The organism is Paenibacillus tundrae, assembly GCF_030812775.1.
GTDB classification, from domain to species: domain Bacteria; phylum Bacillota; class Bacilli; order Paenibacillales; family Paenibacillaceae; genus Paenibacillus; species Paenibacillus tundrae_A.
Map to the genome: position 1 here is coordinate 108,145 of NZ_JAUSTI010000013.1, position 17,755 is coordinate 125,899.

The following is a 17,755-nucleotide window of genomic DNA, read 5'->3' on the forward strand; positions in this document are numbered from 1 at the left end:
CCAATATTACGCTTGTCAAAACGTAATCATTACGATAAGATAATACTCATTGTTTACAAATAATAATGATTACGATTAAGAGAGAGGGGCATTACCTTGAATATAAAGTCACCCTTGCTGGTGCTAGTCTCCCTGGCCTTGGGCGCTGGATTGTTGAGCGCTTGCGGATCATCTGAGTCCAGTCCTGCTGCACAGTCATCAACCGACAAAAACGTACACTTCCTATATAACTTCTCTACCCGTTCACTGGACCCTCATGTGGACTCAAGCTATGTACCGCTTCGCGCGGGTATTACGGAGACGCTGGTGCGTCTGGATGAAGAGAATCTGACGGTTGCCCCATGGCTCGCGGAGAGCTGGGAGAGTGAAGATGGTCAGCACTGGACGATTGACCTGCGAGATGATGTGACGTTCCAGAATGGTAAGCCAATGACAGGGGAAGCAGTGAAAGCCTCGCTTGAACGCGCGTTAGAAGAAAATGTAGCCATCCAGAATGCGCTCAAGATTGATACGATCGTAGCAGAAGGCGACAAACTGGAGATCACGACAACGCAGCCATTCCCGGAGTTTGCTTCCGAGCTAGTGAATCCGAACACGGCCATTATTGACGTGAGTGAGCCAGATATTGTGAACAAGCCGATGGGTACAGGCCCATTTAAACTCACTTCCTTTACGCCAGGCAGTAAGCTGGAGCTAGATCGTTACGATGCGTATTGGGATGGTGCTTCCCCGCTCGACTCCGTAACATTCTCGTTTAACGAAGATGCGAATGCTCGCTCTCTTGCACTGAAATCCGGACAGGTTGATATCGTATATCGCCCAGAGGTGGAGAGTCTTGATTCACTGCAAACGTTAGACGGTATGAAGGTTGAATCTACTTCGACATTCCGTGTGCATCAGATGACGATGAACATGGAGCGGGAGAGCATCAAGGATCTGAATGTACGCCGTGCGCTGGATGCACTCATTGACCGTCAGGGTATCGTGGACACCATCCTGTTAGGTTACGGTGAGTCAGCGATTGGCCCGTTCCTACCATCCTTACCGTTTGCACCGACATATACGGATGCTATAACAGAGTCCGGAGCGGATGTTGCTGTTAAATATCTTAACGAAGCGGGATACACTTTGCAGAATGGTGCGATGACCAAAGATGGCAAACCGTTGCAGCTTACGCTGTTAACCTATTCATCTCGCGCAGATCTACCATTGATTGCACAAGTGTTCCAGTCTGATGCGAAGAAGATCGGCATTGATGTGCAGATTCGCCAGATCGACACACCAGAGGATTACATGGCGTCCAACCGTGATTGGGATATTGCTACCTATAGTAATCTAACGGCTCCACGTGGTGACGCTGGGTACTATCTGAACGCTACATACCATCCAAAGGGTGCGCTTAACTTTAGTGGATCGGAAGAGCCGGAGCTGACGAAGATCATCGATGAGCTGAATCTCACCGTTGCACCGGAGAAGCGTGCCGAGCTTGCTGAGAAAGCCGCAAACTACGTGCATGATCATGTGCTGAACTCATTTGTACTGCATCCGGGAACCATTGTGGCATATAACGGGAAGAAGATTAAGAACTGGGTCACAACACGCAGTGAGTATTACATGATTACCAACAAGCTGGATGTGATGTAATGTTTCGCATTGTTCTGCGAAAGTTTCTAGAGGTATTCATCTTTCTACTATTTATCATGTTTGTGAGCTTTCTCTTCATTCGTCTTGCTCCCGGTGACCCGGTACTAACGATCCTGAATGTGGATGAACTATCTGTCAGTCAGGAACAGGTCGAAGCGATGCGAGAGGAAATGGGCTTCAATGACTCCCTTCCCGTGCAGTTTGGTAACTGGCTGCTTGATTTCGTAAGGCTCGACTTCGGTGTATCCTATTCCACAGGTCAACCGGTGATGCAGACGTTAATGCGTGCTCTCCCGGCTACAGCGGAGCTGACCATTGGTGCATTGCTGGTGATGCTGCTGATCGCTGTGCCGCTCGGCTCTCTATCAGCACTGCATCGGGGTCGCTGGATTGATCAGGTCAGCCGTATGCTGTCCATCGTTGGCGCAGCGGTACCTAGCTTCTGGCTCGGCCTGATCCTGATTGACATGTTCGGCGTTCGCTTTGGCAGTCTGCCAACGATGGGTCGAGATGGATTTGCCTCACTGATTCTGCCCTCTCTGACGCTGGGACTTGCGATCTCCAGCGTCTATGTGCGTCTTTTGCGCTCCAGTTTGCTGGACTCGCTTAGCCAAGAATTTGTACGTTCTGCCCGGGCAAGGGGGCTATCCGAAGCCCGGATTTTCCTGCTTCATGCGTTCCGGCACAGCTTGCCGCCGGTCATTACGGTATTTGGTGTCAGCCTGGGCAGCTTGATTGGCGGGGTAGTAGTTATCGAAGTGCTATTTGCTTATCCAGGTATCGGCAAGCTGGTGGTGGATGCAATTCGTCAGCGGGACTATCCGCTGATCCAAGGTTATATTTTGATCATGGCAATCGTGGTATTCGTCGTGAATACATTAGTTGACTTATCTTACCGTTATTTGAATCCTGAAATGAAACTCAAGGAAAAGGAGGCCCTTCGATGAAAACGATATCCCTGCGTAATCCAGTCACAAAATCCAAAAAGCACAGCTGGCAGGCGATTATCGGCTTGTTATTTGTGTTGCTGGTCATCGCGGCCTCCTTGTATGCCTTTTTAGTTCTAAAATATGACCACACCCTCACCGATTTACGAGGACGATTGCAAGGTGCTAGCGCGCTCCATCCGCTCGGCACAGATCACCTTGGGCGCGATGTGTTGACCCGCCTGCTGCTTGGTGGCAGCCAGACACTGGGGTATAGCCTGCTTGCTCTTGGTGCAGCACTGCTAATTGGTATTCCGTTCGGCCTGATCGCTGGCTACAAACGCGGCTGGATCGACAAGCTGTTCATGCGAATTGCAGATGCGTTCCTCGCCTTTCCGGACACGATCGTTGCGATTGTATTGAGCGGACTACTGGGTGCGGGCATCGGCAATCTGGTACTGGCCATTGTTATTGTAAAGTGGGTTAGTTACGCACGTCTTGTTCGGAGCACCGTGCTCTCAGAATCACAGAAGGATTACATTCGTGTAGCAAAAACCAATGGTTTATCGGATGGACGCATCATGAGGAAGCATCTGCTTCCGCATATCGCAGGTCATGTACTTGTGCTGGCGAGCCTGGATCTGGGCAAAATCATCCTGCTCATTTCTTCCCTGTCCTACATCGGACTCGGAGCACAGCCGCCAACACCGGAATGGGGGGCCATGCTGAATGATTCGCGTCCATACTTCCAATCTCGACCTGAGCTGATGATCTACCCGGGCCTTGCGATTGTATCCGTTGTGTTGCTTGCAAATATGCTGGGTGATTATTTGAGAGATCGGTTCGATGTGAAAAAGGAGGTGCAGTCATGATTCTCTCCATTGAGGATTTAAGCATCTCCAGCCGAGATCGTATGATCGTGAATCAAGTCTCCCTCGCTGTTCGCGAAGGGGAATTCATGGCTCTGGTTGGACAGAGTGGTAGTGGCAAAAGCCTGCTCTCGCAAGCCATCGGTCAGCTCCTGCCGCCTAACCTTCACGCATCAGGACGCATTCTATTTGAAGGCAGCAATCTGCTTGAACAGAAGCCGAAGCAGATGCGGGCTCTGCGCGGAAGCCGGATTTCTTATATTTTTCAAGATTATCAGGGAGCATTTACGCCTTTTCGCAGCATTGGCGGGCACTTCGATGAATACCAGAAGGTGCATGGAGAGAAGTCTTCTGCTGTTCGCAAGAAACGTGCGGAAAAGGCGCTTCAATCGGTGGGTCTGGATGCAAAGTTGCTTCGCCGTTACCCATTCCAACTGAGTGGTGGTCAGCTTCAGCGAGCATCCATAGCAACATCGCTGATGTTATCCCCTCGGCTGCTAATCGCAGACGAAGCAACCACAGCACTGGACAGCGTGTCTGGACATCGCGTGTTGGAATTGCTTGCCCGCAAACAGGCAGAGACAGGCTGTGCCATTCTGTTTATCACGCATGATTGGCGTCACGTCCGCCGTTATGCGAACCGCTTGGCGGTCATGAAGGAAGGGCAGATCGTTGAGTCAGGTGGTAAGCATCGTATTCTTGATCATCCCCAGCATGAATATACACGTAAGCTAATTGAGGCGGCTCCCGTCCTGAGTCGCTCGTTGAAGTCGGGTTTGAAGGAGGCTGAAGTGGAATGAAGATCACGCCTAATAACTCAAGTGATCCCGTACTTCTTGTGGAAGACCTCAGCCGCACTTATGCTGGCGCAGAACGTCCAGCAATCCAGAACGTTTCCTTTTCAATACAGGCGGGTGAGTGCCTTGGTCTTGTTGGTGAGAGTGGATGTGGCAAAAGCACACTTGCCCGCTGTTTACTCCGGATAGAAGACGCAGATCATGGCAAGATTCTGCTTGGTGGGCAGGACATTGCACGGCTAGCTGGACGCCGCCTGCGCCCCTATTGCCGCAATATTCAGATCGTATTCCAGAATCCATCTGCGGCTCTGAATCCAAAGCTCAAAATTGCAGATTCATTAATAGATCCTTATGAGCAGCTCGGACATAATACCAAGCTATCTCATTTCACCTATACATCCAAAGAAGCTTATATCCGCCGCTTGCTTGAGGCTGTTGAGCTTCCGGGGGAGCTGGCAGAACGCTATCCGCACGAACTGAGTGGAGGTCAGCGTCAGCGTGTAACGATTGCACGATCCATTAGCATTGAGCCTGACGTCGTTGTGCTGGATGAGCCAACAGCGAGTCTAGATGTCATCTCGCAAGGTGCCATTCTCCAATTGCTGACCGATCTACGCACCTCACTGGGGTTATCTTATCTGTTCATCTCACATGATCTGGCCGCTGTACACCGAATGAGTCAGCAGGTGATGGTCATGCAGGATGGACAGATCGTGGATCGGTTCGACGCGGATGCGTTGTTCGCCGAAGAACGCCATCCGTATACGAAAGAACTGATCTCCATTTTCTGATTTCGGATTTCTGAGTTCACTCCTCTGAACGTGTGAGGATGTGGCATAATTATAGTTAAGAGCCGCTATGCGATCGTTAAGCAGGCGGCTCTTCATGCATCTATTTTTTTAGATGGTCATAGACTACAAAATAACCTTTTTTATCATTCGGCGCAGAGCCTCATCCATATGATGAACAAATAAATCTTTCAGCCCTATAACCGGGCTAACCATTGCGTGCAAACTAGCGTATACTGAGGGAATAGCAAATATCTTGAAATTGCATATTTAAATTGCTCTATATTATTGATACACTAGATCAAGGTTATATTCATACAACAGAAGGTGCGATCCCGTTCAAAAATGGGCTTGCTGCAATGCCAAATCGATAACGCTTACATCCTTTTGGCAAATATAGGATATAAGGACGGTAAACATGAGCCAGGGACAAACGAGTACAGATGTTATCTTGATTGGTGCCGGAATTATGAGTGCAACTTTGGGAACTTTGCTGAAAGAATTGGCACCAGACTGGAATATCAAAGTTTTTGAGAAGCTTGCCAGTGCAGGGGAAGAGAGCTCTAACGAATGGAATAATGCCGGAACTGGGCATTCTGCGCTCTGCGAACTTAACTATACCGTAGAACGACCAGACAAATCCGTGGATATAAGCAAAGCCATCAAGGTGAATGAACAATTTCAAATCTCAAGGCAATTTTGGTCCTATCTCGTCAACAGCAATCTGATTCGTAATCCGCGGGACTTCATCATGCCGCTACCTCATCTAAGTTATGTACATGGGGAGAACAATGTCCAATTTTTGAAACGACGCTTTGATGCGTTATCGAACCACCCTTTATTTGAAGGCATGGAGTTTTCGGATAATAAAGAAACATTGGCGGAATGGATTCCACTGATGATGAAGAATCGAACTAGCAATGATCCGATTGCAGCGACTAAGATTGACTCTGGCACGGATGTTAACTTTGGTGCTTTAACGCGTATGCTGATCGATCATTTGAAAAATCAAAATGTAGATATCCGCTATCAACATAGCGTGAAAAATATGAAACGTACAAGTAACGGAGCATGGGAAGTTACTGTGAAAAATGTAAGAAGTGGTGCAACCGAGCGTCATACTGCCAAATTTGTATTTATTGGTGCCGGCGGCGGTAGCTTGCATTTGTTACAAAAAACCGGTATTCCAGAAGGCAAACACATCGGTGGGTTCCCAGTGAGTGGTCTCTTCATGGTCTGCAAAAATCCGGAGATCGTGAAGCAGCATCATGCCAAAGTGTATGGCAAGGCTTCGGTCGGAGCTCCGCCTATGTCGGTTCCGCATCTCGATACCCGATATATCGATAACGAAAAGTCTCTGTTATTTGGGCCATTTGCCGGGTTCTCACCGAAGTTCCTGAAGACCGGTTCGAATGCTGACTTGATCACGTCCGTGAAGACGCATAACCTCTTAACGATGCTCGCTGCAGGTGTCAAAGAAATCTCGTTGACTAAGTACTTAATCCAACAGCTCATGTTATCTAAGGAGCAGCGCATGGAGGAATTACGAGATTTTGTCCCAGGTGCCAAAAGCGAGGATTGGGATATGGTCTGGGCTGGACAGCGTGTGCAAGTTATTAAAGACACCGTTCAAGGTGGCAAAGGAACACTTCAATTCGGTACAGAGGTGGTTACAGCTGCGGACGGCTCGATTGCGGCATTGCTTGGTGCTTCACCGGGCGCCTCTACCGCTGTTCACGTGATGTTAGAGATTCTTGCCAAATGCTTCCCACAACACATAAGGGATTGGGAGCCGAAGATCAAAGAGATGATTCCTTCTTATGGTGTGTCACTCGTGGAGAACATAGATCTGTTACAGGAGATCCATTCGGCCACTTCGAAGGCACTGGGTCTATCCGATGAGAAGTTAGCTCTTCTCGTATAGAAATGAACTACGAACGATTATATTTAGGCTGACGGGCATCTTTAAAACGTAATACAGTGTTCTGTCGCCAAGCCAAATAGCTAAGCCGGTATATAAACCGTGCTTAGCTATTTGGCGTTGAGATCGTTATGTTAACAGATGCTACCTCCGCTATTGCACGCTGCTCTTAATGAAGCTCTGCAATTTAACTCAGACGATCATCACGACGCTTAGGAATGGAGAAGGAGACGGTTGTCCCCTGCCCAGGTGAGCTGACGATGCTCAGACCTTGTCCATACATCTGCGTTAACCGACGATGCGTATTGGTCAAGCCAATACCTCCGGTTCGTCCTGAGCCCTGCTTAGGCCATGCCAACGCCCGCTCGATCTGCTCAGGTTGCATCCCCACGCCATCATCCATAATCTCAATGAGCGTGGCAGTAGCTTCGTGACTGATTCGGATGTGAACTGTTCCGCCAACGACTTTACTTAACACACCATGTCGAACCGCATTCTCAATAAGTGGCTGGATGGTTAATGGCGGCAGGAATAGGTTCAAGTCATCGGGAATATCCCAGACCACGTTCAGCCGCTCTTCGAAGCGTTCCTTCTCAATATAGAGATAGGCACGGGAAAGGTCTAACTCGTGTGAGATCTCAACCATTTTCTCCGAATTGACGAAATGGAAGCTCGTCTGCAAATATTCAATAAAGGCATCACCCAACTTCTGCATCCGCTCTGTATCAATCTCACTCAGAACCATAATGGAATTCAGCGTATTGAATAGAAAATGAGGCTGAATCTGCGCTTGTAAGTAAGCAGCCTCCATACGGAGCCGTTCATCAATCGATTGCTTGAGCACAATCAATGATCTAATCCGGTGCTTCATCTCAACCGCATCTACAGGCTTGGCGATATAGTCGGTAGCTCCTGCGAGAAATCCAGTGTAGATATCCGCAGGCTCATTACGTGCCGTAAGAAGTAGAATAGGTAACTCCGACACGGATAGACGCTCTCGCACCTTCTGTGTCAGTTCATACCCAGACATCTGAGGCATCATCACATCTGTAATGAGAAGATCCCATGTTTTCATATCCAGTAGTTGCAGTGCTTCATTCGCTGAGGCTACGAATTGGACATGGTAAGGTTCATCGGCAAGCATTGCGCGGAGAACACGCAGATTGACGGGATCATCATCAACCGCAAGAATGCTAGCCATAGGTTGGTCAGAATACGGCGAGCTTCGATGTGTGTTTTCTGGTGCAGGTGGAGCCACGAGTATCGGCTCTACCATCAATGCATTTTCGCTCGTGATCGGTTCCTCGGTCTGATCTGGCTGAGCTGGTTGTGAGGATCGGGTCTCTGGTGGGAACAAAATAAAGAATGTGGTTCCTTGCCCCAGGATGGATTGCACACTTAATTCGCCACCATGTAGCTCAACGAGCTGTTTGCATATGCTCAGGCCTAGACCGATTCCACCGCTCACCCGAGCTTGGGGTGTACCTTGTTCATAGGCATCGAATATTCGCTTTTGCGTCTCTGGACTCATGCCAATCCCCGAATCGGTGACCTGAATAAGTACTTGTCCCCTAACTTCACTAGCTGAGACGGTTATTGTACCTTCTTCCGTAAATTTCAGGGCATTGTGAATCAGGTTGTATAGAATCTGAATCAGTCTTCGTTCATCTGCCATCAACCGGGGCAAGGTATCTGGAACGTTCATAACCAATTGAATGGGCCTGCCCTCAGCCATAAATTTGAACATATCGAGGACACCCGTCACGACAGATGCAAGCCCAAGGGGCTTTTTATGCAGCGTAATCCGGTTTTCCTTCAGTCGAATGACATCCAACAGATCATCCACCAGCTGTGACATCCGGCGACCAATCGTAATGACCAGATTTAGATTTTCGACATGGTCACTAGAGGGGGAACGTTGATCAGTAACGGCGATGCTCTCTGCAATGTTAATAATCCCATGTAGTGGTGTTCGTAGCTCATGTGCGGTATTAGCGAGAAATTGATCCTTCTGCCGATCTTCTTCTTTCAGTTGTTCATAGAGACTTTCGATCTCGGAAGAGTTACGGAAGTATTTCTTGAACCAATACGCAGAGAACCCAAAGATCGCTGCCAGCACATCGATCGGATAATATACATTGGTAACTTCACTAATCGAGTTCACGAGCCCCCACAGCACACTAGATAGGCTACATGTTGCGGCGAAGAGCAGAAAGGTCGCGTCACTGCGCTTTTGTGCGGCCATTTTGACAAATAGATACACAGACCAAGTGATTGGAAATAGATATAGCGCATTGGAGAAGCCCAACTCAACCGGATAATAGATGAGGTGAACCGGGGCTACGAGTAAGAATGCACAATAGCTTCCAAGCAAGCCAGCATATATACGAAACATGGTTTCAGCTCGGGAGCTGTTCGAGAAGCTACGAGCCATCATCAGTAAGAAAAATGCAAATAAAGGATAGGAAAGAGCCTTTGCTTTGACCATCCAGGTGAAATTGAGCGGTAGCCAGCTTAACAATAATCCATCATGATCGGAGACCACGGTCATTGCTGCAGATAGAGTCAGCAGGGAGAAAATAAGTAGCCCTCGTTGTTTACGATTGAAGAAAAACATTAAACCGGCATACAGGCTATGTAATAGTAGCGCAGCAAAGGTGACTTTTTGCAAATCAATGGAGAGCCCATGCTCACTTGTTATGGCATCTTGTGTGCCAAAATAAACCGAGCGTATAATGCCCCCGTTAAACGGATCATCATAGTTGGCCGCACGTACAATAATCTCAAGCTCCTCAGCACTATCGAGGTTATAAGCAACGGTGAAGGTTGTCCTTTCTGGTTGATAGTCTTGGGCTTGGGCAGCAGGATGTCCGTATTCAGCGACCACCGTGCCGTTAAACTCGACGATGGAGGAGGCCTGAATTTTCTGCGCCCAGAGAGCGACTTCCTTAATCGATGGGTCGAGAAGAATACGTAGCCGATAGGTTCCATACCCATAGGATTCTGAATGAGCCATCACACTACGCCAATCACTCGGAACGTTAATCATTGGAGCAGATTGGTCTAACAGTGGCAACGTATGCTGCCCCAAGAACGCATTCGGATAAAACTCCCATTCGCCGTCCAGCGACAGCATGGGGGCTTCGGCAAAGTTCCAACCGCGAAGATCCAGCACACCATGCTCAGGATGCGGTTGTTCTGGCATGGCGAAGGACTCGGCCCATAACCAGCGGAATCCGAGTAGAACGGACAAGAATAAAATCGACATGACGACATATCGAGGGATGAGTTTACGAATGAACGGTTTCATAGCTGAGATAAGTTCGACACGATCCTGCAAAATCCTGCATGGGATACATAGGTCGCCTTATTTTGAGACACAGATAGTAGAGACACAGATTATGAAGATATAGCTTCTAAGCGAGCTATGATAAATAGATGCTTATCGCTTCCTCGCCAAAGTGTGCAATAACATCCGGGTAGGCGTTAATGTCAATCTGCTTCAATCGCATGATTCTCTGGATGAAGATCGTATCCGTGAACATTTTATTAATGATAATCCCGCACCAGGTCGGTGTGCTGCTGAAGTAATTCACCAGTGTGTGGATCTCATCAAACTTGAAGTGCAGAATGTAACATACATAGTTCTGGAGCAGTGTGGTGAAGCAATGTTCGCGGTACAGCGTGGAACGATCTTCAGCCAGGAAATCTCTCATGATATCAAATAGGGCCGAGGCATCGTCTTCGTATAGCTGTAGCATCAAATCCACGTTGTTAATCAGCTCTACCACCGCTTCCAGTCCTTCCTCCGAAGGCATGAGCAGTGGAGACGACTTGCCCTCAATGATGCGTAACAGCTCTAGTGTGAGGTGTTTGCTCGCTTGGATGTCGTCAGGATTGATGATGATGTGATCTCCATATTGATCCCAATGTTCACTGTAGTGGTCATGAAATGCTGAGAAATAATGCTGTAATGAGATATTCGTTTGGGTGTGGACTAAGCACTGCTCACGGAATGAACAGGCATAGAGTGTGTCTTCATTCACGGGATGGGCGTACAGATAGAAAAAGAAGAAAAAGTCGCGTAACTGGTGTTTCTGTTCTTCACTAATTCGAGACGCTGCACTACAGTGGGACAATTGAAAGAAGCTATAGCTTTTCATCCTATCATTCATGGCGTTGTAGACATTCGTCGGGCGGATCGTCAGCGTGCTGTTGATCGTGAATAGTAGGTGATACAGAATTAGTTCATCGTAGACATCCATCTGGTGGAACCTCTCGGCGAGCACAGGCTGCCAATCTGGACTTGCAACATAGTGGGCGTCTCGTGGTTGTAGATCGTACATCCAACTCGTAAAAGATTCTTCCGGTTCACCGACAAACGATAATTCTGCACAATCATCCTCATCCAAGCTGTATTGGAAAGCTCCCCACGGAGCTGGCTGCACATCCTGTTTGAATTTGATTCTAAAATATTCATAAATGAATGACTGAATTCTTGGCTGTATCTCCATTGATCATATCCTCGGTTCCTATATGGATTTTACTGTCGGCATAACTACATCTTCTGGTAAACGCTGTGCATTCTGTTCGTTATTAGGAACGATAGCACTCTGATGGATATTGTTCAAGCAGTGCCATCTTGCTATACCATGATCATCTCAAGTTGATCGCGTCTGATTTCAAGTCGTAATACTTTTGCCCTGTTGGGAGTTCATGGAATCTGAGATGATGGGTTCACCAAAGGTTCGGGTTACGAACTTCCGACCTTCGGCCTTCAGGCTATTGCGATCCTTCCTTCTACCATCATATTGAGATAATAGGGTCGCAGCTCTCCTGAAGGATTTTATGTCAGAGAGGAGGCGTCCAGGCTATCACATTCCTTCCTTCTACCCCTAACCTTTCATGTTATTTAGGGATGTGGCTTTCCTGGACTCTTTAATCATGAACAATACAATCTATTTGCGCAGAGCAAACAAACTTATCATTGAGCCGAGCGAATGCGAAGGGCAGAGACAGCTATCCAAAACGATTCTGGCGACAGCCCTCAAAAATGTGGAAGCCCTTGGATATACCTTCTCCAATGAGTTGATTCAAGCGGTGAAGCAGTTGTCCAAGGAGCAATTTGAAGCATTATATACACAGCTTATCCGTGATTTAAAAGTCATGGTGGGTGCCCATGTGGCGTACAAACCAATGTATCCAGGGTTCCCCCTTCAAGTGATGGAGGAGAATGAGGCAGATTTATATCTGAACGCCATCATCCACTATCTGACTCATGTAACCGCAGAGCATCTGGATCAACCATCGGTGGAGAGATCACCCTTCATGGAGCAAACGAAGCTGAACGTGATTGGTCTTGGCACCAAGCAAGCGTTCCAGACGCTAATCTGCCAGATGATCGAAGCCAAGGGTTCCATTTCGCAGACAGACAAGGAAGATATCGATGCAGTACTAGAACATGCAGATGCATGTGAGGTGGATGCCATCCTGCCTGCTGAGATCCCGTTCAAAGAAAATGTAGGCTTCGTGGTTGCTTCATTATTGCAGCATGAACAGGCAAGTATGGAGCGAATCGGTCTGTACTTCAAAACGGCAAGTGATGTCCTCCGTCTGGCGGTTGCCTGGTCGGATGGGGATGTCAGCCTGGCGCTGGCTTCGCCATTCCGTAAATTCAAGCGGCGTGAGAGACGTCTACTGCTCAGCCTGCTAGAGCAATGTGGCTCGATAACAGAGGATATGCTGCGGTACAAGGATCGCTGGATTCGCCTTGGTGAAATTCTACATCCTTCGGAATATAAGCATCGGTATCCGCGATGCCAAGAGGCTTTTGATATTTTGCGTAACAATAAACCGTATTCAACCTTTAACGGCAGCGTAGAGCTTGCTTTTCAATACCGGAATGTGTGGAGTCTCATCGACTTGTTGTCACAACGTCCGGGTGAATTCGCGAGAAGATTGGATCACTTGCTGCGGATAACCGAGGATGAGGTGTATGTCGTGCTGGCATTCAGCGAGGTTGTAGGGCAAGTGTCCACGCCGGTGCTGTTGCAGGTGAAGCAACACTTCGCACAGCGTAATGAACCGCAGGATCTGCGTGTCTTCTTCCCTAAAGGCAATGTGGCGAAAGCAGTCGCGATCCCGGATGAACTGCCTTATATCGATGAAGCGATCTGCCGTGATGTTGTGCAATTATGCGAACAGGAACTGGTAACGCGGTTTGCTACCCTTCCTCCACTGGGGAAGACGTATGTTGATCCAAGATTGCACCATTATCTGGTGCCCTTCTCCCAGAGATCGGCAAGTAAGGCGTTGCATACGATTGTACGTGGGAGCCGTGTGCCGATGGACGAGGGAGATACGATTCGTTTCTTCAACTGGTGGAAAGAAGGAGTCGTGAATGGTCAATCGACAGGTCGTGTGGATATTGATCTATCCGCCGTCATGTATGACGAGAACTGGAACTATGTGGAGCATATTTCCTACACCAACCTTCGGTCATCCAAGTATAAAGCCGTCCATAGCGGGGATATTGTGGCAGCACCACAAGGTGCATGTGAGTTTACTGATCTGCACATCCCGTCGATTGTGAACTATGGTGGACGATATGTGGTCGCTACGATGCTATCCTTTACCAGTCATCCCTACTGCGATCTGCCGGAATGTTTTGTTGGTTGGATGATGCGGAAGAAGCCTGGCTCAGGTGAAGTCTTTGAACCGACTACCGTATCTAACAAAATTGATGTCACCGCAGATACGCAAATTGCGATTCCTGTCATTCTAGATCTGGTAGAGCGTACCGTGATCTGGACAGATCTGGCCCTGACCCGACATCCAGAGCTGAATAACAACGTGGAAGGCAACCGGAAAGGCATGGTGCTGATGGGCAAAGCCCTTACGACGCTGCGCAAACCAGCTCTGCACGACCTGTTCCTGCTCCATGCGAAAGCCCGCGGTGAGCTGGTGGATACGATGGATCAGGCAGATACGATCTACTCGGTTGAGCAGGGGGTTACCCCTTATGATATTGAGCAGATTATGGCGGAGTATCTGGCCTGATGTCTGAATATGTACTTCAATGCATAGAGAAATGAATAGGAGATAGGGAAGAGCAGCCCAGGGCTGCTCTTTTTTGTGGATCAGATATAGATTGAACGGGTACATTTTACGGCTATATTGCAGAGTGGAAGATAAGTTGATGAACTAACCCGTGAAGTATGTTTAGCGAATCAACGAATTAGTTCAATGACTTTAGCTATATTTTCGTTTAAGGATGACATGGTCGTCTTATAGTCTTCTTTAATAATGAAATTCTCAGGATAACTAGTGATATTGTATAAGGTTGTACTTTCGGAAGAGCCAGAAGCGATCTGATTGGTGATCTCTTCTAGTAGTGTATGAACCTCGTTCCAATGGTCAGGGAAGTCTGCATTGTTCTCTTTAACATCAAAATAGTCCCTTAACTCGTAGATCATCAGGTACAGATTCTGATTTGTCTCGATAATGCGCTGTACTTCGTTCGTATTTTCACCATGGTCCATTTTCTGTATGATTGACTCTAGATACGTATAATGGTCTGCGCTCATGCCAGATATAAATCCATCGGAGAAGAATTTAGCTTCATTTCGTGTATGTGCATTGTTTAGGTTCACCAAAAACCTATATATATTCTGAACACCACTGGAGTAATCCGTGTATAAGTTCGCTTTACTTTCATAGATCGGTGGGAGGGTGTCATCCTTTTGCTCCATGTTGTTTTGATTAAATACATAGAATTGAATTACGTTAGAAATAAGTACTGCAGCAACAATGATGAAGATGTACTTTATTGCATTATTTTTTCTCAATGGTCGTTCTCCTTACATAAATATTTACATGCTTAGAAATACAACGCATCCAACGATTAAAAGTTATGATGTTTCTACAGAATGTATCGTACTCCATTAACTAACCATATCAGATCGAGCCTACAGAACGGTGCAAGTAAAGTCGGATGTGAACAGAGGGGTTTTGCTATGCTTCCAATAACGAGGGAGGGATGATGATATGGATTCGCTAACGCGCTTAAATGAAGCTCTGAATTACGTTGAAGAGAACCTGCTGTACACTGTCGATATGAAAGAGGTTGCCCGGATCGCCTGTTGCTCGGAATATCATTTTACACGGATGTTCTCGTTTCTTAGCGGTGTCACATTCTCAGAATACATTCGACGTCGGCGACTGACGTTAGCGGCGATGGAGCTAGGTCGAAACGATAGCAAGATTATTGATCTTGCACTAAAGTACGGTTACACTTCGCCAGACTCATTCACTCGAGCTTTTCAAAGCATGCATGGTGTTACGCCTTCCGAAGTGCGTGATCACAGTCCATCACTCAAAGCCTTCCCGCGGATGACATTTCAGTTAAGCATTCAAGGAGGAAGCGAAATGAACTACCGTATTGAGGAAAAAGAAGCGTTTCGAATTGTGGGCATTAGTGAACGGGTGCCAATCATATTCCATGGTGTGAATCCGCACATTGCTGCGATGGTTCAGCGTCTTACGCCCGAGCTCATTGATACCATTAAAGGGTTATCGAACGTCCAGCCCCATGGATTAATTAGCGCTTCGATTCATTTCAGTGAGGATCGGATGCAGGAGCAAGGAGAACTGGATCACTATATCGGTGCAGCGACAACACAAGAAGCACCAGAAGGTCTGGCACAACTGGAGGTAGCTGCTTCGACTTGGGCAATATTTACCGCTATTGGTCCATTTCCAAGCACACTTCAGGAGGTTTGGGGACGGATCTATGCAGAGTGGTTCCCATCATCCAATTATGAGCTGAGTGAAGGGCCAGAAATACTCTGGAATGAGCATAAGGATGTCACTGATCCGCAGTATAAGAGTGAGATTTGGATACCTGTGCAGAAGAGATGAGATCGCTTGTTGCCCACGTGTATATGAGCAGGAGAAGAGGTTCCATGTGTAGAATGGGTGTGAGATTCGTTTATATGTTGGCTGACTGACGTTGATCGTGCAAAATCATTCTAGGGCGTGTCTGAAAACTGTGAAAGACGCAGATGTTGAGACACGTCCTACACAGGGGGCACCTGAATCGATGAAGAATAGTGGTTTCTATAAACTAAAGTTTCTAGTGACACCAGAAGAAATGAGAAGTACATTGGAACTCTTTCAACAGAAGGAATGTCAATTTACTCTTTCGAATTATGCTGCGACCTCGCACGATCTAGATCAAGTGTGCGAAGCTTATGCAACCTATTTTCAGTATTTCACAGCACAAGAGAAGCCTAACCAACACCCTCATTGGGTGTATTCTGTTGTCTGTAATTTAGATGAACGAACCTCTGGGTTTTTTATGAAAAACGAAGGATATAGCTTCCCAGTTCAAGAACAGTGGGCAGAGGACGAATTCCCGTATATTTTGCTCTCGTTGCCAAAAGGCTTCCAAGTTAATCTCCAGGACGAACAGGGAAATTATTATATCTATGAAGATATTCGGGAGCACCTGCCGTTTACATATGCGTTATTTGCAGAGACTTCACAATCGGTCAAAAAAATGACCAAGCCACTTCGATTTAAGGTATACACGGGGGCATCATTAGATGCGTTACAGGAGCAGAAGCCACCAGTACGGATAAGCTCAAGTGCTGCCCAAGCGATGAGCACCTCCTGGTTCTTTGAAAAATATAGTTTATCTATGAGCGTGAAGTGAGATACAACGTGATATGGAGAATAGAAGGGAGGGACGAGATCCTAGTGAAACAGGTAAGGCTTCTTGTAATATTGTTACTGTTCGCTGTTATGATGAGCGCCTGCGGCGAAACTACGATGACAACGAATGCGATCGTCTCTGTGGTTGCTAAAGATTCATCTGACTCTGACTATTGGATTGACGTTCAAAATATAGACGACCCTGACCAAGAAACGACCAAACTGCATATAAGCGACGAGAATACATGGAATCTTATTGAGATCAATCAACACTACACGGTTACTTACATGCGGGATAAGGGCTCGACTGATGGGAATTTATCAACTATTAAGAAGTCGGAGTCGGAATAATTCAATGTCATAGGTTCATGTGCCACGATTAGAAATGGGGGTATTAAATGGAAGCCCTAAATCTTCAACTAGATGAAGCATGCATCTCATCGTTACATATATCGCAAGAACAACTAGAAATAGTAATTCAACGATGGGATCTGACCAGAATGAGCATAACGATTGCTCACTACACCAGGTTATACGAATACAACTCATTAGGCAGAGAGATCAATACTGTTAATGTACTTCGTGAATCAGAACTGCTTAAGATTGAAAAAAGAGAATTGAAGGAAATGGATCATGATCTAGAAGAATATGTAAATCTAGTCCACCTCCAGTTCATCGGTTTTAGCGATCTTCCTCTATTAGATATTATTGTCGACCCATCAAGAGTGAGTCTTTTATCCAAATAGGCCATTATAGTTTTAGTCAGTATGGGCTATACCTTAAAGAAGGTAGTAATGAACTGTACGCAAGGTCTTTCTTTCACGAGCCTCATGTATATAAGCTGAACCAAGATATGAAGTCATTCTTCTTATTTCATCTCGTGAGGAACGAAGTAGCGATGCAAATGAGGCAGGAAGGCAAATATACTACATATATCTATGCTGATGAGTTACGTAAACTATATGAAGAACTTGATCCAATTGCAATGGACAATGTTGAAGGGTATTGGTCGCATCTAATCGAGGATTACGAAACTGGACTATGAGTCCTTTTGTGCTCCTATGAACATCTAACTCTACAATCCGGCCTAACTGGA

At 46.9% G+C, this 17,755-nt stretch carries 15 protein-coding genes; 12 read left to right on the forward strand and 3 right to left on the reverse strand.

Annotation, left to right across the window (positions count from 1 at the left end; all coding sequences use genetic code 11):
* Positions 1–96: 96 nt before the first annotated feature.
* The 6 genes from nikA (at position 97) to J2T19_RS20715 (ending at position 6,948) form a co-directional block, all read left to right on the forward strand.
* A complete protein-coding gene (gene nikA / locus J2T19_RS20690; RefSeq protein WP_307219078.1) occupies positions 97–1,644 on the forward strand; it encodes a nickel ABC transporter substrate-binding protein in 1,548 nt (515 codons plus the stop codon).
* Entirely contained in the window at positions 1,644–2,591 is a 948-nt protein-coding gene (gene nikB, locus J2T19_RS20695; protein ID WP_307219080.1) for a nickel ABC transporter permease, read from the forward strand. The genes nikA and nikB overlap by 1 nt, the downstream gene beginning before the upstream one ends.
* Positions 2,588–3,442: a nickel transporter permease gene (nikC, locus tag J2T19_RS20700; protein WP_239290949.1), complete on the forward strand. Its 855-nt coding sequence runs from the start codon at positions 2,588–2,590 to the stop codon at positions 3,440–3,442. The genes nikB and nikC overlap by 4 nt, the downstream gene beginning before the upstream one ends.
* Entirely contained in the window at positions 3,439–4,239 is an 801-nt protein-coding gene (locus tag J2T19_RS20705) for an ABC transporter ATP-binding protein (RefSeq protein WP_307219082.1), read from the forward strand. Before nikC ends, J2T19_RS20705 begins: the two co-directional genes overlap by 4 nt.
* On the forward strand, positions 4,236–5,027 hold the full coding sequence (locus J2T19_RS20710; RefSeq protein WP_307219084.1) for an ABC transporter ATP-binding protein: 792 nt from the start codon (positions 4,236–4,238) through the stop codon (positions 5,025–5,027). Before J2T19_RS20705 ends, J2T19_RS20710 begins: the two co-directional genes overlap by 4 nt.
* Before the next feature lie 415 nt (positions 5,028–5,442).
* Entirely contained in the window at positions 5,443–6,948 is a 1,506-nt protein-coding gene (locus tag J2T19_RS20715; RefSeq protein ID WP_307219086.1) for a malate:quinone oxidoreductase, read from the forward strand.
* A gap of 184 nt (positions 6,949–7,132) precedes the next feature.
* Here the strand turns inward: J2T19_RS20715 and J2T19_RS20720 are convergent, their stop codons facing one another.
* Entirely contained in the window at positions 7,133–10,255 is a 3,123-nt protein-coding gene (locus tag J2T19_RS20720) for an ATP-binding protein (protein ID WP_307219088.1), read from the reverse strand.
* 115 nt (positions 10,256–10,370) lie between these two features.
* Positions 10,371–11,459 carry a hypothetical protein gene (locus tag J2T19_RS20725; RefSeq protein WP_307219090.1) on the reverse strand — a complete coding sequence of 363 codons (1,089 nt, stop codon included), beginning with the start codon at positions 11,457–11,459 and terminating at the stop codon, positions 10,371–10,373.
* A gap of 430 nt (positions 11,460–11,889) precedes the next feature.
* Between J2T19_RS20725 and J2T19_RS20730 the strand changes: the two genes are divergently transcribed.
* Positions 11,890–14,004, forward strand: coding sequence for a TerD family protein (locus tag J2T19_RS20730; RefSeq protein WP_307219092.1), 2,115 nt, complete (start codon positions 11,890–11,892; stop codon positions 14,002–14,004).
* 170 nt (positions 14,005–14,174) lie between these two features.
* Here the strand turns inward: J2T19_RS20730 and J2T19_RS20735 are convergent, their stop codons facing one another.
* Entirely contained in the window at positions 14,175–14,792 is a 618-nt protein-coding gene (locus J2T19_RS20735; protein ID WP_307219094.1) for a hypothetical protein, read from the reverse strand.
* A 199-nt stretch (positions 14,793–14,991) separates the two neighbouring features.
* Between J2T19_RS20735 and J2T19_RS20740 the strand changes: the two genes are divergently transcribed.
* The 5 genes from J2T19_RS20740 (at position 14,992) to J2T19_RS20760 (ending at position 17,704) form a co-directional block, all read left to right on the forward strand.
* The gene (locus J2T19_RS20740; RefSeq protein WP_307219096.1) at positions 14,992–15,864 is read left to right on the forward strand and encodes an AraC family transcriptional regulator; all 873 of its coding nucleotides are present in this window, start codon (positions 14,992–14,994) and stop codon (positions 15,862–15,864) included.
* A 130-nt stretch (positions 15,865–15,994) separates the two neighbouring features.
* Positions 15,995–16,660, forward strand: coding sequence for a hypothetical protein (locus J2T19_RS20745; RefSeq protein WP_307219098.1), 666 nt, complete (start codon positions 15,995–15,997; stop codon positions 16,658–16,660).
* Between the two features lie 44 nt (positions 16,661–16,704).
* The gene (locus tag J2T19_RS20750; RefSeq protein ID WP_307219100.1) at positions 16,705–17,010 is read left to right on the forward strand and encodes a hypothetical protein; all 306 of its coding nucleotides are present in this window, start codon (positions 16,705–16,707) and stop codon (positions 17,008–17,010) included.
* A 149-nt stretch (positions 17,011–17,159) separates the two neighbouring features.
* Entirely contained in the window at positions 17,160–17,405 is a 246-nt protein-coding gene (locus J2T19_RS20755; protein WP_307219102.1) for a hypothetical protein, read from the forward strand.
* Positions 17,406–17,557: 152 nt separating this feature from the next.
* Positions 17,558–17,704, forward strand: a complete 147-nt coding sequence (locus tag J2T19_RS20760; protein WP_307219104.1) for a hypothetical protein — start codon at positions 17,558–17,560, stop codon at positions 17,702–17,704.
* Positions 17,705–17,755 lie beyond the last annotated feature (51 nt).

What these genes read in the sequence shown, in the direction of transcription:
- nikC (WP_239290949.1), top strand. Translation starts at nt 2,588, where the DNA reads ATGAAAACGATATCCCTGCGTAATCCAGTCACAAAATCCAAAAAGCAC.
- nikB (WP_307219080.1), top strand. Translation starts at nt 1,644, where the DNA reads ATGTTTCGCATTGTTCTGCGAAAGTTTCTAGAGGTATTCATCTTTCTA.
- J2T19_RS20730 (WP_307219092.1), top strand. Translation starts at nt 11,890, where the DNA reads ATGAACAATACAATCTATTTGCGCAGAGCAAACAAACTTATCATTGAG.
- J2T19_RS20720 (WP_307219088.1), bottom strand. Translation starts at nt 10,255, where the DNA reads ATGAAACCGTTCATTCGTAAACTCATCCCTCGATATGTCGTCATGTCG.
- J2T19_RS20755 (WP_307219102.1), top strand. Translation starts at nt 17,160, where the DNA reads ATGAGCATAACGATTGCTCACTACACCAGGTTATACGAATACAACTCA.
- J2T19_RS20760 (WP_307219104.1), top strand. Translation starts at nt 17,558, where the DNA reads ATGCAAATGAGGCAGGAAGGCAAATATACTACATATATCTATGCTGAT.
- J2T19_RS20740 (WP_307219096.1), top strand. Translation starts at nt 14,992, where the DNA reads ATGGATTCGCTAACGCGCTTAAATGAAGCTCTGAATTACGTTGAAGAG.
- J2T19_RS20725 (WP_307219090.1), bottom strand. Translation starts at nt 11,459, where the DNA reads ATGGAGATACAGCCAAGAATTCAGTCATTCATTTATGAATATTTTAGA.
- J2T19_RS20705 (WP_307219082.1), top strand. Translation starts at nt 3,439, where the DNA reads ATGATTCTCTCCATTGAGGATTTAAGCATCTCCAGCCGAGATCGTATG.
- J2T19_RS20715 (WP_307219086.1), top strand. Translation starts at nt 5,443, where the DNA reads ATGAGCCAGGGACAAACGAGTACAGATGTTATCTTGATTGGTGCCGGA.
- J2T19_RS20710 (WP_307219084.1), top strand. Translation starts at nt 4,236, where the DNA reads ATGAAGATCACGCCTAATAACTCAAGTGATCCCGTACTTCTTGTGGAA.